Source organism: Candidatus Pelagibacter sp. RS40, from assembly GCF_002101295.1.
Taxonomy (GTDB): Bacteria; Pseudomonadota; Alphaproteobacteria; order Pelagibacterales; family Pelagibacteraceae; genus Pelagibacter.
In genome coordinates this window covers 268,025-282,349 of sequence record NZ_CP020778.1, presented here as the reverse complement: position 1 = coordinate 282,349, position 14,325 = coordinate 268,025, and the positions used below count along the sequence as shown (strand labels likewise).

Here is a 14,325-nt window from a genome sequence, read left to right as displayed (position 1 = left end):
AATTATTATATTTAAAGAAATTGAATGTTCGATAAAGTAAAAAAAATAAAACAAAAAAAAAACAAGTCTAAAATTGTTTGTCTAACAGCATATTCAAAAAATATTGCAGAAGAAGTAGATAAATTTACAGATCTTATTTTAGTCGGAGATTCTCTTGGATCAGTTCTTTACAATTATAAGTCTACCAGACAAGTCACACTTGAAAAAATGATAGAACATTCAAAAAGTGTTAGATTGGGAATATCTAAAAGTCTAATGATTGTAGATATGCCATATAATACTTATAGAAATAAAGCTGAGGCCTTAAAAAACTGCAAAAAAGTGATGAAAGAAACGAAATGTGATGGAGTAAAATTAGAAGGCGGGCTAAGAATTAAAGAAATAGTTAAACATTTAATTAAAAACAAAATACCTGTTTTAGGTCACCTTGGTATAACTCCTCAAACTGTTAGAGGAAAATTTAAATCAAAAGGGAAGTCTGTACGTGAAAGAAACCGTCTCTTAAGTGATGCTGAACTTTTAGAAAAATCTGGAGCATTTGCAATAGTTCTTGAATGTGTAAAGAGCGATTTATCAAAAGAGATTACTAGAAAAGTTACAATTCCAACAATTGGAATAGGATCATCTAATAATTGCGATGGTCAAATTTTAGTCACTGATGATATTTTAGGACTGACTAAATCAAAAATAAAATTTGTTAAAAAATATATTGATTTAAGACGTTATATCCGAGAAGGAATTAGCAAATTTACAAAAGAAGTTAAAAGTAAAAAATATCCTAGTAAAAAATATTCTTATTAAAAATATTTTTTAAATTCCTCATTTATATTTATTATCTCTAAATCAACCATTCCACCTATTATTAATTGAATGGCTACCAGTAAAATAAAACCTAAACCTATATAGGCAATCCATAAATGTTTTTGAATATAATTTGCTAAGTATGTTGCTAAAGCACCAGTTAATACTACTGATAAAACTAATCCGAATATCATAAATCCAAAGTTACCTTTTGAAGCTCCAACTACGCCAATAACGTTATCAAAGCTAATTGTAATATCAGCAAATAGAACCTTGTAGATACTTTTAATAAATGATGGTTCCATTGATTTCTTTTTTGGTGATTTAATTTTTTGAATTTCAAATAAATCTTTTCTTAAATCATTTACAATCCAAATTAAAAGCAACCCTCCTAAAATTTTGATGAAATAGAATTTAAATAGGTAAGTAGCAAATATTGCAAAAACTACTTTAAAAACAAGCGCACCTACAACACCCCAAAAGATAATTTTTTTTCTGTTTTTGGGAACAAAGTTTGCAGCAATTAAACCAATTATAATTGCATTATCTGCTGCTAAAATTATATCAATAAAGATAATTTGTAATAGTATTAAGGATTGTTCTATCAATTTAAAATTTTTACTTTTTTTCGGCTATTAAGGTACACTATATAAATAATTTTAATTATTATGCTAACTAAAATTTTTTACGTATTAAGCTCAATTTAGTATCTTTCAAAGATTTGTTAATACTTTGATTTTTCACCAGCTATGACAGCTTTAAGTTGATCATATTCCTCACAACTACAACCTTTTAAAACCTCAAGCCTTTCGACAGCAAGGTTATGTCTATTTGTTGCAACATATAATTCACCTAAATATTCGTTAATACCTTTATGTTTTGGATCAATAGCTAAACCTTGAAGGTAATATTTCTCTCCGCTCTCAAAATCACCCAATTTTCTAGTTGTAAAACCTAAATAGTTAAGAGTATCGGCTTTATTTGGTTTGCTCTTATTCGACTTCACTAAAAATTTTAAAGCTCTTTCATATCTTTTCTTTGCCTTATCAACTTTTCCGTCTATTTCATACTTTTTTGCAGCTTTTATAAGTTTTACAGCTTTATCATAATTGGATTTAGTCTCCGAACTTGATGATGACGAACCTGCAGCAAACGAATTACAGGTTAATCCCATAGTTAACAAAAGAATAACAAAGGTTTTTTTCATTTTTTAAATTTCCCCATTTTATTTAATGCTTTTAGTTCAAGACCATTCTCCAACAAGTTTTTTTTAATTAACTTAGCTGTTTCTAATGAACTAAGATTATCTCCATGTATGCACACAGAGTCTATTTCACAAGGTATCTGCTTTCCACTGTGACAATTAAGTGACTGATTTTTTACCATGTTTAATACGTGTTTTTTAGCTTCTTCAGGGTCGGTAATAAGAGCATGAGATTTTTTTCTAGAAACTAAGTTTCCATCATCCTCATAGTTTCGATCAGCAAAAATTTCACACGCAATGTTAATATTTAACTTTTTTGCAGCAATTTCCATTTTAGAACCTGTTGGAACTAAATAAATAATATCATCACCGATTTCTTGAACAGCTTTTGCAAGAGTGATTGCTAAATCCAAATCTTCACAGGCCATATTATTTAATGCACCATGTGGTTTTATATGTGTAACACATTCTCCATGATCAGATGCAATTTTTTGTAAAATTTCATATTGATCTAATATTAATTTTCTTATTTCATTGGATGATAAGTTCATTCTTTCTCTTCCAAAATTTTCTGGATCATTAAAGGAAGGGTGGGCTCCAATACTTACATTATTTTTTTTAGATACTTTTATAACATCATTCATTGTTTCTTCATCGCCAGCATGATATCCACAGGCTATATTTGCAGAATTTACTATCTCAAGTAAATCAGGATCATGTTTATTTGAATGATGTTTGGATTTTTCACCTAAATCACAATTTATATTAATTTCCATAGCAACAAAGTTTAAAGTATAACATGGCATGATAAAAAATATATCAAATCTTGGTGACGCAGCAGTTTATTGTGATTTTGGTAATGATGTTAATAAAGAAATCAATTCAAAAGTAATTAATTACTTTCAAAGTTTAAAAGACAGTAAGTTTGAAGGAATTACAAATTTAACTCCGTCTTACAACAAGCTAATAGTTTCTTTTGATTTATCAATTACGAATTTTGAAAAAACTAAAAAAATAATTGAAAATTTAGAGATAAAAAAAAATCATAATATATCCAAAAAAAAATTACAGATTCCAGTATGTTGCGAGGATGAATATGCATTGGATCTAAAAAAACTTGAAAAAAAATTAAATAAACCAACTGATGAAATTTTAGATACATTTTTTTCAAAAGAATATTTCTGTTATATGACAGGTTTTATTGCAGGTATGCCTTTCTTAGGAGATATTGATAAAAATTTGCATGCCAAAAGATTAGAAACTCCAAGAGTTAAAGTTCCAAAAGGTTCAATAGGTTTAACAGAACAATTTTGCAATATTTATACTTTTGAAAGTCCAGGTGGTTGGAATATAATTGGTAATACACCCTTGAATGTTTTTGATTCACTGAACGAAGATAATCCAAATCTAATTAATCCAGGTGATACTGTTAGTTTTATTAAAATCAATAAGGAAAAATACAAAAAATATTATGAGTGAAAATTTTTTCAAAGTCATAAGAGCAGGGATCAATACAACTTTTCAGGATTTAGGTAGAAATAATCTAAATCATATTGGAATACCAATAAGTGGCGTAATGGACAAAAGAAATTATATTATAGCCAACAAAATTCTTCAGAACGTTACAAGCCATCCAATAATAGAATTTGCATATCAAGGACCAAGATTAGTGTATCACGGGGATCCCCTAAATATATCAGTTTCAGGAGACGTAAAATTTAAAATTTTTAAACATAAAAATGAAATTGAGGGTAAATGTTATGAAACAATTACATTAGAGGATCATGATGAAATTGATTTAATTTCAACTAATAAATCTGTTTATGGTTATTTGGCAATTGGGGCTGACCTAAACTTAGATTATCAATGGAAAAGCTGCTCTATAAATACAAAAGCTAATATTGGTTCAAATAAAGGTAAAAAACTACAAGATAATCAAAAGATTGAAGTTTCAAATATAAAAGAATTATCAAGAAGAAAATTAGATTACATTAATTCTAAAATTGAAAATATAAGAGTTATAAAAGGAACTAATTTTCATTATTTCTCTAAAGAGTCCCAAGCTAAGTTTTTTAAAAAGGAATATAGTGTGACCAAACTTACAGATAGAATGGGAATGCGTTTAGAGGGAGAGAGATTAGACAATATTATTAATACCAATATAAAATCTGAAGGGCTTGTAAAAGGAGTTATACAAATCCCAGCTGATGGTAATCCTATTATAATGCTTGCAGATCATGGTACGATAGGCGGGTATCCAAAAATAGCCACTGTTATAAGTGCTGATTTCGATAAACTCTCACAATTAACACCTGGATCGAAAATAAAGTTTAAAGAAGTGAATTTAAAAGATGCAGAAACAATTTTTAAATTATATGAAATGGAAACAAATAATATAATTTCAAAAATCTTGTGAATATAATTTCAAAAATACCAGGTCCATTATTAGTATTTTTAGGCGCCTGTAGCCTTAGTTTTGGTGGTATGATTGTAAAGTCATTTGAAGGATCAACTTTATGGCAAATATTATTTTGGAGATCTCTTTTTTTTATAGTTGTTGTATTTTTATTCTTAATAATTTCTTATAAACAAAAAATTTTTACCGTACTTATTAAATCTGGTATTCCAGGTTTATTTGGTGGTTTAATTCTGGCAGTAGGCTTTGCAAGTTATGTTTTTGCAATGTACAATACTACTGTAACAAACACTAATTTTATAATTCAGACACAAACGATATTTCTTGCTGTATTTGGTTATTTATTTTTAAAAGAAAAAATATCTAAAATCACTTTAGCTTCAATCATTTTGGCAATAGCTGGTATAATCATGATGGTGGGTAATTCTTTATCACCTGGAGAAATGTCTGGAAATATAGCTGCATTTCTAATGCCAATTTCATTTGCAATTTTAATTCTAGTAGTTAGAAAATATCCAAATGTTGACATGGTCCCACTTCAACTTGTAGCAGGTATTTTTGCAATGATTATTGGATACTTGATGTCACCAACTATAGCAATTTCTAGCCATGATATTTTTTTAGGGTTTTTAGCTGGTTTTTTTCAATTAGGATTTGGATTTATTTTTATTACAGTTGGTGCAAGATCCACACCTTCTGCATTTGTTGGAATAATTATGCTTACTGAGGCAGTTTTAGGACCTCTTTGGGCATGGATGTTTGTTAATGAAAACCCTCCTTTTATAGTTTTAATTGGTGGGTCCGTGGTTATATTCGCAGTTCTATTACAGTTTTTAACTTTATTTTTTAAAAAAAAATCTGCATAAATATTTATATTTTATAATAAATTATGTTATAAGATCTTACGGGAGAGACTACCCAATGTAGCGCCGAAGGAGCAAATACCCAATAATCTCTCAGGCAAAAGGACCGTACGTATTAACTCTGGAAAGAGATTAAGTTCTCGCCGAAGGAGCAAAACTCTCAGGCAACAAGACAGAGGGGATTAAAGAGTTAATATGAATAAAAAAACACCTTTATATAAATTACATATCCAACATGGTGCAAAGATGGTTGAGTTTGCAGGTTACCAAATGCCCATACAATATAAGAGTGGAATAATCCAAGAACACAAATTTACTAGAGAAAATGCCGGTATATTTGACGTATCACATATGGGACAGCTATTTATAAACGGTTCAGATCATCTTACAGATGATCTAGAAAAAATATTTCCAGTTAATTTAAAAAATTTAAAGACTAATCAAAGTAAATATTCTTTTTTAATGAATGATAAGGGAGGAATTTACGACGATTTAATTATTACAAAATTAAAAGATGGTTACTTAATTATTTTAAACGCAGCATGTAAAAAGCAAGATCTTGAAATAATAAAAAAAAAATTAAATGGCAAATATGATTTAAATTTAGATGAAAACCTATCTTTGATTGCATTACAAGGACCAAAAGCAAAGGATGTATTAGGAAAAGTAGTTTCAAACATAACTAATCTTAAATTTATGAATGGAGGGGAATTTGAATATGATAATTCAAATATTTACATAACAAGATCTGGTTATACTGGTGAAGATGGTTTTGAGATCTCTTTAGATAATAAAAAAGTTGTAAAATTTGTAGATCAATTAATTAATCATGGTGCTAAACTTATAGGGCTTGGTGCAAGAGATACGCTAAGATTAGAGGCTGGATTATGCTTATATGGTAATGATCTTGACGAAAAAACAAGTCCGATTGAGGCAAACTTGAAATGGGCAATACCTAAATCAAGAGTTGGTAGTGATTACCCTGGTTCAGATATTATTAAAAAACAAATTGATAATGGAGTAAAGACTTTAAGAGTTGGTATCAAACCTGAAACAAGAGTTATAGCAAGAGGAAATACTAAAATTTTTGATCAGAACGATAAAGAAATAGGTAAAGTTACAAGTGGTACATTTGGACCAAGTGTTGAATGCTCAATTGCAATGGGGTATGTCGAAAACAATTACTCACCAACAAATACAAAAATCTTTTTAGAAGTAAGAGGAAAAAAAGTTCCAGCCAATGTTTGTGATTTACCATTTTATAAAAAAAACTATGTAAAAGGAGAAAAAAATGTCTGAAGTTAAATTTTCCAAAGAGCATGAATGGATTACACTGGAGGGTGAGGTTGCAACTATTGGAATTACAAAACATGCAACTGAAATGTTAGGTGATATAGTTTTTGCTGAGTTGCCAGAAAAAGGCACAAATGTTGAAAAAGATGGAACTGCAGGCGTTGTAGAGTCTACAAAAGCCGCAAGTGACGTTTACACACCTATCAGTGGAGAAGTAGTTGATATAAACCAAACTATAGTAGATGACCCTGCAAAAATTAATGAAGATCCCGAGGGTGCTGCATGGTTTTTTAAATTAAAAATAAAAGATGCCTCTGAATTAGATTCTTTAATGAACAAAGAGGAGTATGAAAAATTTGCAAAGGAGACATCAAGTTAATGTTACATAATTCACAGAAAGACTTTATAGGAAGACATATTGGTCCTTCAGATAATGACCAACAAAAAATGCTTAAAGATCTTAATTTTAAGTCATTAGATGATCTTATAAATAGTACTGTTCCAGAAAAAATACAGTTTAAAGGTGAATTAAATATTGGTGATTCAAATTCAGAATATGAAGCACTTAGAAAATTAAAAGTAATCTCAAAAAAAAATCAAATTTACTCTAATTTTATTGGTATGGGATATTACGGGACTTATACACCATATGTAATTTTAAGAAATATTTTAGAAAATCCGGGCTGGTATACATCATACACGCCTTATCAGCCAGAAGTAGCACAAGGAAGATTAGAAATGCTACTAAACTTTCAACAAATGGTTGTTGACCTTACAGGAATGGATATTGCAAATGCATCTTTACTTGACGAGGGAACTGCAGCAGCCGAGGCCATGGGCTTAAGTCATAGACTTAATAAAAGTGATAGTAATTTAGTTTTCATTTCAGAGAATTGTCATCCACAAACAATCGACGTTGTTCAAACTAGAGCAGAACCTATGGGTCTTAAAGTTCTTGTTGGAAATGAGGATAAAGTTTTAGATCAGTTAAAAGAAGATGTTGTTTGTGGAATTTTGCAATATCCAGGAACTTTGGGTGACATTAAAGATCCAAGTGAACATATAAGTAAAATTCATAAAAAAAATGGTAAAGCGATCTTGGCTTGTGATTTGTTGGCACTTGCCAAACTAAAAACTCCTGGTGAACTTGGTGCAGATATAGCGGTTGGTAGCTCACAAAGATTTGGTATTCCAATGGGTTATGGAGGACCGCATGCAGCCTTTTTTGCAACAAAAGATGAATTTAAAAGATCAATGCCTGGTAGAATTGTTGGTGTTTCAGTTGATAGACATGGGAATAAAGCTTACAGGCTATCACTACAAACTAGAGAACAGCACATCAGAAGAGACAAAGCAACAAGCAATATTTGTACGGCACAAGCATTACTAGCGATTGTATCAGCAGCTTATGCAATTTATCATGGACCAGATGGAATAAAAGAAATTTCTGAGAGAGTTTCACAATTAGCAAAAAATTTTGCTGATAAAATAAAACAATCTGGATATGAATTATATTCAGATTATTTCTTTGATACTGTAACTATTATTACTAAAGAAAAGACCGATCAGATTTTTAAAAATGCTTTAGATCAAAAAGTAAATATTAGAAAAGTAAATTCAGAAATGCTTGCCATTTCTTTTGATGAGAAAAAAAATGTTTATAGAGTCAATCAATTACTTAAAATTTTTAATGCAGCGGAGTCTATTAAAAAAGAAGATCCTACAGTAAGTCTACCTAACCTACCGAAAAATTTATTAAGAACTTCAAAATACTTAGAACATCCTGTTTTCAATTCATATCACTCAGAGACAGAAATGCTTAGATATCTTAAAAAGTTGGAAGATAAGGACATAGCTCTTAATAGAACTATGATTGCACTGGGGTCGTGTACTATGAAATTAAATGCTACTGCAGAAATGATTCCTATTTCATGGAGAGAATTAGCTGAGCCACATCCATTCGTTCCTGTTGAGCAAATGGAAGGATATAGAGCTTTGTTCACTGATCTTAAAAATTGGCTAAGATCAATTACTGGTTTTTCAGGTGTCTCACTTCAGCCCAATGCAGGGGCTCAAGGAGAATATGCTGGATTAATGGTGATTAGAAAATACCATTTAGATAGAGGCGAACAAAACAGAAATATATGCTTAATACCAAGCTCAGCACATGGGACTAATCCAGCAAGTGCACAGATGGTTGGAATGAGGGTGGTAGTGGTTAATTGCGATAAAGAGGGAAATGTTGATTTTGAAGATTTGAAGAAAAAAGCTGAAACTCATTCGGAAAATCTCGGAGCTTTAATGGTTACATATCCATCCACACATGGAGTATTTGAAGAAAAAATAAAAGATATATGTGAATTGATTCATAAACATGGAGGCCAAGTTTATATGGATGGTGCAAACTTAAATGCACTTGTTGGTATAGCAAAACCAGGAAATTTTGGTCCTGATGTTTGCCATATAAACTTACATAAAACATTTTGTATTCCTCACGGTGGAGGAGGCCCTGGAATGGGACCTATTGCATGCAAAAGGCATTTACAGGTTTATCTTCCCAATCACCCGGTCGTTAAAGATTGTGGGCCTTCAACTGGAATTGGACCTGTTTCTGCAGCACCTTGGGGAAGTTCAAGTATTTTATCAATTTCTTGGATGTATATTAAAATGATGGGCTCCCAAGGATTAAAACTTGCAACACAAATTGCGATACTAAATGCAAATTACATAGCAAATAGGTTAAAAGATCACTATCCAATTCTTTATAAAGGCTCAAATGGTAATGTGGCTCATGAATGCATTATTGATATTAGATCAATCAAGAGTGAAACAGGTATTACCGAAGAAGATATTGCTAAAAGATTGATAGATTATGGTTTTCATGCACCAACAATGTCATGGCCAGTTGCTGGTACAATGATGATAGAACCAACTGAAAGTGAGAGTTTATCTGAGCTGGATAGATTTTGTGATACCTTGATTAGCATTAAATCAGAAATTGACATGATCAAGTCAGGTAAATTTGATAAAGTTGACAATCCAATAAAAAATGCTCCACACACCGATTTTGAATTAGCTTCAGATGAATGGACACATAAATATTCAAGAGAGCAAGCTGCTTATCCTGCAAAATTTTTGAGAGTAAATAAATTTTGGCCTCCAGTTGCAAGAGTAGACAATGTTTATGGAGATAAAAATATATTTTGTACCTGTCCTAGTATTGATGAATTTAAAGAAGATGCTGCATAAGTTTTAATGAAAATTGGAGTTGTTGGATCAGGCATCTCAGGTCTTAGCGCAGCTTACTATCTCTCAAAAAAACACCAAGTTGATTTATTTGAAAAAGAAGATCATTTTGGGGGTCACTCACATACAATTGATTTATTAATTGAGGAAAAGAAAATATCGGTTGATATTGGATTTATAGTTTTTAACCACAAAACTTATCCTAACTTAATTAAATTTTTTGATGAAAATAAAGTTCACATAGAAAAAAGTGATATGTCTTTCGCAGTATCAGTTAAAGATACTAAATTTGAATATTGTGGAAGGGGTCTGAAAGGTATTTTCGCAAATAAATCGAATTTATTTAATAAATCTTTTTTAAAAATGTTTTTTGACATTTTAAAGTTTTATAAAAATTGTGAAAGAATAAATCAATTTGATCAAAAAATTACCTTAGGAGATTATTTAGTTAAAAATAAATTATCAGATTCATTTATAAATTTTCATTTAATACCAATGGTTTCAGCTATTTGGTCTATGCCACCGTATGAAGCAAGTAAAATGCCTTTAAAATTTTTCCTAAAATTCTTTCAAAATCATGGTTTATTCAAATTAAAAAACAGACCACAATGGTACACAGTCGCCAAAAGAAGTCGGACTTATGTTGCAAAAGTACTTTCAGGCATAAGTGGTGAATATTATAAAAATTATAATGTTAATAAATTAATAAGAAGATCAAATGGAATTGACTTATACTATGGTGATAAAAGTGAATTCTTTAGTTATGACAAAGTGGTTTTAGCTAGTCACGCAGATCAAGCATTATCAATAATTGATGAGCCAACAAAAGAAGAGCAGGAGATTTTATCTAAGTTTAAATACAGAGAAAATATTGCAGTTATACATACAGATGAAAGTATAATGCCTAATAATAAAGATATATGGAGCTCTTGGAATTCAAGCGTAGATAAAAATAATGTAGAAAATAATTCTATAACTTATTGGTTAAATCTCTTACAGAATTTAGATTTTAATAAAAATATATTTTTAACATTAAATCCAAACTTCAAAATTAATGAAGATAAAATATTAAAAAAAGTAAATTTTACTCATCCATATTTCGATCAATCAGCACTAGATAACCAAGATAAATTAAAAAATTTACAAAATAAAAAAAATTTACTTTTTTGTGGGAGTTATTTTGGATATGGTTTTCATGAAGATGGAATTAAATCATCCATTGAAATGATAAAAGCCATAGATGTTTAAGAATTCAAAAATTTATACTGGAAAAGTAATACATAAAAGATTCAAACCTAAAGAACATTATTTTAAATATAATGTATTTTCACTATTAATAGATTTAAATGAGCTGGAAGAAATTAACAAATATATAAAATTTTTTTCATACAATAAATTTAATATTATAAGTTTTTATGACAAAGATCACGGAGACAGAGATGGATCCTCAATAAAATTATGGGTTAAAAAAAATCTAAGGAATATTGGAATTATGACAGAGGATATAAGTATAAAATTGTTATGCTATCCAAGAATCTTTGGTTATGTATTTAACCCTTTAAGCACATATTTTATATATAATAAGCACTCAGAATTAATTTCTATTTTTTATGAGGTAAAAAATACTTTCGGTGAGCAACATACATATATTTTTAAAGCTCAAGATGAAAAAACAGTGCAAAATAAATGTAAAAAAAAATTTTATGTTTCGCCATTTATAGAGATGGATTGTGAGTACCATTTTAAAACACTTAATCCAAGAGAACAACTATCAGTAGTAATTAACCAGAATGATAAAGATGGTAAACTTTTGTTTGCCTCTCAAGATGGTATATCGAAGGATTTTAATAATAAAAATTTAATATTATCTTATTTAACTCACCCGTTAATGACTTTTAAGATCATTGGAGCTATTCATTATGAAGCATTTAAATTATGGGCAAAAAGAATAAAACTCATAGCAAAAAAGATTAAATTAAAAAATAATATTACAATTGAAAGTAAATGAATTTAAATAATTGGTCAGATAAAATTGTTTTTAGTTCACTTAAACTAATCAAGAAAGGACATCTAATTTTGACAAATTATGATGACGAGAAATATTTATTTGGTGATCCAAGTCAAAAACTTAAAGTAAAAATTAAAATAAACAAACCTGGATTAACTTATCAAATTGTTAAAAGTGGCAGCACAGGACTTGCAGAAGCTTACATGCGAGGTGATTTTGAGACAGATGATTTAACAAATTTAATTGAATTAACAGCTAAGAACATAAAACTAGTATACAAATTCTCAGGATTACTAGACTTTTCGATATTCAATAAAATAAAAAATTTTCTTTTAAAAAATGATAAATCAAGAAGTAAAAAAAATATTTCAAAACACTACGATTTGGGAAATGAATTTTTCTCTTTATGGCTTGATCCAACCTTAACTTATTCAAGCGCCATTTTTGATCAAAAGGACAATGATTTGGAGAAGGCACAAATTAATAAGTATAAAAAATTAGTTGAATTAATTAAACCAAAATCAGGAAATAAAATTTTAGAAATAGGATGTGGTTGGGGCGGTTTTGCAGAATATGTAGGCAAAAATCATGATGTAAAACTTGATTGTATTACAATTTCAAAAAAACAATTTGAGTATGCATCAAATCGAATATTTAAAAATGGTCTAAATGAAAAAATTAATATTCAATTTAAGGATTACAGAGATGTAAAACAAAAATATAATTCAATTGCATCAATAGAGATGATAGAGGCTGTTGGGCAAAATTATTTAGAAAATTATTTTAAAACAATAAAGACTAATCTCGTTAGTGAAGGAAGTGCAGCTATACAAGCTATAACAATAGATGATAATTTATTTGATAGATATAAAACTAAAGAAGATTTCATTCAAAAGTACATTTTTCCAGGCGGTTTCTTACCATCAAAAAAAAAATTATACGATTTGTCACAAAATAATGGTTTAGCTATCAATCAATATAATTCTTATGGACTACATTATTCGAATACACTTAAAATTTGGCGTGATGAATTTTTTAAAAAATGGGAGGAGATCTCTAAGCAAGGATTTGATAATAAATTTAAAAGAATGTGGCACTTTTATTTATCTTATTGTGAAGCAGGGTTTAAATCAAAAAATATAGATTTGATCCAATTCTCATTACAAAACAGATAAGACACCTATGATTATTTTTTCTAATATTAAATCAATTTTATTGATAATTTTTTTTGGATTGATTACAAGTTGTTCAAGTAATCAATCTATGAAACCTCAAGATTTTAAAGATAAAAAACCAAGACTTGTAATAGAAGAATATTTGTCAGGCAATGTAAAAGCATGGGGTATTCTTCAAAACAGATCAGGTAAAGTTACAAGACAATTTTCAGCAACTTTAAATGGAAATTGGGATGGGAAAAAACTTATATTAGATGAGAAATTTAATTGGGATGATGGTGAAGTACAAGATAGACAATGGCATATCACAAAACTAGACGAGCATAATTATGAAGGCACAGCCTCTGATGTGGTTGGAAAAGCAAAAGGATATTCTTATGGTCCTGCTTTTAAATTTGAATATGTTTTATTAGTCCCTGTAAAAGGAAAAGAGATAAAAATTACCTTTGATGATTGGATATTTATGCAAGATGAAAAAGTTGCAATCAACAGAGCAAAAATGACAAAATTCGGTTTTAAAGTTGCTGAACTAACTGTTTTTTTTGTTAAGGAATAATTATTTTTTTTGAAACTTAGTAAGCTTTTTTACAAGATAAAAATATATCTTGTACGGCAAAATACTGAAAAATTTTAATGTTAAAGTTAATTCTTTTGGAAAATGTATTTCAAAATTGTTTTTCTTTATTAATCCATCATAAATTTTTTCTGCAGCATACTCGGGAGTTTTTAAAAAAGGCATTTTAAAATCATTTTTATCAGTCATGGGTGTCTTAATAAAACCAGGGGAAACTAAGGAAACTCTTACATTAAATCTGCCAAAATCAAAATAAAGACTTTCTGCAAGATTATTTAAAGCAGACTTTGACGGGCCATACCCTGTTGAATTAGGCAAACCTCTGTAGCCTGCAATAGAAGATACAATTACAATTGCACCATCTTTCTTATCTTTGTAATATTGTTCAACAGCTTTAATAGAATTAACAGTTCCAAAAAAGTTTACTCGAAATACATTTTCAATTTGCTCAACGTCTATATCCTTTTCTTTTTTTGGATCCCATGTTCCAGTTGAAAAAAAACAAATATCAACTCCTCCAAACCTTTCAAGAATTTGATCAAAAATAATTTTACAATCATTTTTATTCGTTACATCTAAATTAAAATCATAAATATTTTCAAACTTTTCTGATAATTCTTTTAGTAAATTTTCACGTCTTGCAGATATAGCAACATTCCATCCTTCATTAGCAAATTTAATGGCTAATGCTTTTCCAATTCCGGTGCTACCTCCAGTGATCCAAATTGTTTTTTTCATTATATTC

The 14,325-nt window shown here is 29.2% G+C and carries 15 protein-coding genes and 1 riboswitch; of the genes, 11 read left to right on the top strand and 4 right to left on the bottom strand.

The genetic code is table 11. The features are described from left to right. Positions 1-24 precede the first annotated feature (24 nt). Entirely contained in the window at positions 25-801 is a 777-nt protein-coding gene (gene panB, locus B8063_RS01555; RefSeq protein ID WP_085068803.1) for a 3-methyl-2-oxobutanoate hydroxymethyltransferase, read from the top strand. Here panB and B8063_RS01550 read toward each other — a convergent pair. The 3 genes from B8063_RS01550 to B8063_RS01540 all read right to left on the bottom strand — a co-directional run bounded on the left by B8063_RS01550 (position 798) and on the right by B8063_RS01540 (position 2,781). Beyond that, positions 798-1,409, bottom strand: a complete 612-nt coding sequence (locus B8063_RS01550; RefSeq protein WP_075520961.1) for a YjbE family putative metal transport protein — start codon at positions 1,407-1,409, stop codon at positions 798-800. The genes panB and B8063_RS01550 overlap by 4 nt on opposite strands. Positions 1,410-1,525: 116 nt before the next feature. Continuing rightward, a complete protein-coding gene (locus B8063_RS01545; RefSeq protein WP_085068801.1) occupies positions 1,526-2,008 on the bottom strand; it encodes a tetratricopeptide repeat protein in 483 nt (160 codons plus the stop codon). Beyond that, positions 2,005-2,781 (bottom strand): 5-oxoprolinase subunit PxpA, encoded by a 777-nt coding sequence (locus B8063_RS01540; RefSeq protein WP_085070839.1) that lies wholly within the window; start codon positions 2,779-2,781, stop codon positions 2,005-2,007. Before B8063_RS01540 ends, B8063_RS01545 begins: the two co-directional genes overlap by 4 nt. A gap of 28 nt (positions 2,782-2,809) precedes the next feature. On the opposite strand from B8063_RS01540, the gene B8063_RS01535 reads away from it, so the two are divergent. The 10 genes from B8063_RS01535 (at position 2,810) to B8063_RS01490 (ending at position 13,562) form a co-directional block, all read left to right on the top strand. Then, positions 2,810-3,484: a 5-oxoprolinase subunit B family protein gene (locus B8063_RS01535; RefSeq protein WP_085068799.1), complete on the top strand. Its 675-nt coding sequence runs from the start codon at positions 2,810-2,812 to the stop codon at positions 3,482-3,484. Then, positions 3,477-4,421, top strand: a complete 945-nt coding sequence (locus tag B8063_RS01530; protein ID WP_085070837.1) for a 5-oxoprolinase subunit C family protein — start codon at positions 3,477-3,479, stop codon at positions 4,419-4,421. Before B8063_RS01535 ends, B8063_RS01530 begins: the two co-directional genes overlap by 8 nt. Beyond that, positions 4,418-5,287: a DMT family transporter gene (locus B8063_RS01525; protein ID WP_085068797.1), complete on the top strand. Its 870-nt coding sequence runs from the start codon at positions 4,418-4,420 to the stop codon at positions 5,285-5,287. The genes B8063_RS01530 and B8063_RS01525 overlap by 4 nt, the downstream gene beginning before the upstream one ends. A 29-nt stretch (positions 5,288-5,316) precedes the next feature. Further along, a riboswitch (glycine riboswitch) is annotated at positions 5,317-5,403 on the top strand. 76 nt (positions 5,404-5,479) lie between these two features. Continuing rightward, positions 5,480-6,583, top strand: coding sequence for a glycine cleavage system aminomethyltransferase GcvT (gene gcvT / locus B8063_RS01520; protein ID WP_085068796.1), 1,104 nt, complete (start codon positions 5,480-5,482; stop codon positions 6,581-6,583). Further along, entirely contained in the window at positions 6,576-6,956 is a 381-nt protein-coding gene (gcvH, locus tag B8063_RS01515) for a glycine cleavage system protein GcvH (protein WP_085068794.1), read from the top strand. Before gcvT ends, gcvH begins: the two co-directional genes overlap by 8 nt. Continuing rightward, entirely contained in the window at positions 6,956-9,826 is a 2,871-nt protein-coding gene (gcvP, locus tag B8063_RS01510) for an aminomethyl-transferring glycine dehydrogenase (protein ID WP_085068792.1), read from the top strand. Before gcvH ends, gcvP begins: the two co-directional genes overlap by 1 nt. Positions 9,827-9,832: 6 nt before the next feature. Further along, positions 9,833-11,071, top strand: a complete 1,239-nt coding sequence (locus tag B8063_RS01505) for an NAD(P)/FAD-dependent oxidoreductase (protein ID WP_085068790.1) — start codon at positions 9,833-9,835, stop codon at positions 11,069-11,071. Then, positions 11,064-11,831, top strand: coding sequence for a DUF1365 domain-containing protein (locus tag B8063_RS01500; RefSeq protein ID WP_085068788.1), 768 nt, complete (start codon positions 11,064-11,066; stop codon positions 11,829-11,831). The genes B8063_RS01505 and B8063_RS01500 overlap by 8 nt, the downstream gene beginning before the upstream one ends. Next, entirely contained in the window at positions 11,828-13,006 is a 1,179-nt protein-coding gene (locus B8063_RS01495; RefSeq protein WP_075520970.1) for an SAM-dependent methyltransferase, read from the top strand. The genes B8063_RS01500 and B8063_RS01495 overlap by 4 nt, the downstream gene beginning before the upstream one ends. A gap of 7 nt (positions 13,007-13,013) precedes the next feature. Beyond that, entirely contained in the window at positions 13,014-13,562 is a 549-nt protein-coding gene (locus tag B8063_RS01490; protein WP_075520971.1) for a DUF3833 domain-containing protein, read from the top strand. Here B8063_RS01490 and B8063_RS01485 read toward each other — a convergent pair whose 3' ends face one another. Next, positions 13,563-14,318, bottom strand: coding sequence for an SDR family NAD(P)-dependent oxidoreductase (locus B8063_RS01485; protein ID WP_085068786.1), 756 nt, complete (start codon positions 14,316-14,318; stop codon positions 13,563-13,565). Between the last annotated feature and the right edge of the window lie 7 nt (positions 14,319-14,325).

Coding starts and splice junctions, on each gene's coding strand:
- B8063_RS01530 (WP_085070837.1), top strand. CDS start 3,477: ATGAGTGAAAATTTTTTCAAAGTCATAAGAGCAGGGATCAATACAACT.
- gcvP (WP_085068792.1), top strand. CDS start 6,956: ATGTTACATAATTCACAGAAAGACTTTATAGGAAGACATATTGGTCCT.
- B8063_RS01540 (WP_085070839.1), bottom strand. CDS start 2,781: ATGGAAATTAATATAAATTGTGATTTAGGTGAAAAATCCAAACATCAT.
- B8063_RS01505 (WP_085068790.1), top strand. CDS start 9,833: ATGAAAATTGGAGTTGTTGGATCAGGCATCTCAGGTCTTAGCGCAGCT.
- panB (WP_085068803.1), top strand. CDS start 25: ATGTTCGATAAAGTAAAAAAAATAAAACAAAAAAAAAACAAGTCTAAA.
- gcvH (WP_085068794.1), top strand. CDS start 6,576: ATGTCTGAAGTTAAATTTTCCAAAGAGCATGAATGGATTACACTGGAG.
- gcvT (WP_085068796.1), top strand. CDS start 5,480: ATGAATAAAAAAACACCTTTATATAAATTACATATCCAACATGGTGCA.
- B8063_RS01545 (WP_085068801.1), bottom strand. CDS start 2,008: ATGAAAAAAACCTTTGTTATTCTTTTGTTAACTATGGGATTAACCTGT.
- B8063_RS01500 (WP_085068788.1), top strand. CDS start 11,064: ATGTTTAAGAATTCAAAAATTTATACTGGAAAAGTAATACATAAAAGA.
- B8063_RS01485 (WP_085068786.1), bottom strand. CDS start 14,318: ATGAAAAAAACAATTTGGATCACTGGAGGTAGCACCGGAATTGGAAAA.
- B8063_RS01490 (WP_075520971.1), top strand. CDS start 13,014: ATGATTATTTTTTCTAATATTAAATCAATTTTATTGATAATTTTTTTT.
- B8063_RS01495 (WP_075520970.1), top strand. CDS start 11,828: ATGAATTTAAATAATTGGTCAGATAAAATTGTTTTTAGTTCACTTAAA.
- B8063_RS01535 (WP_085068799.1), top strand. CDS start 2,810: ATGATAAAAAATATATCAAATCTTGGTGACGCAGCAGTTTATTGTGAT.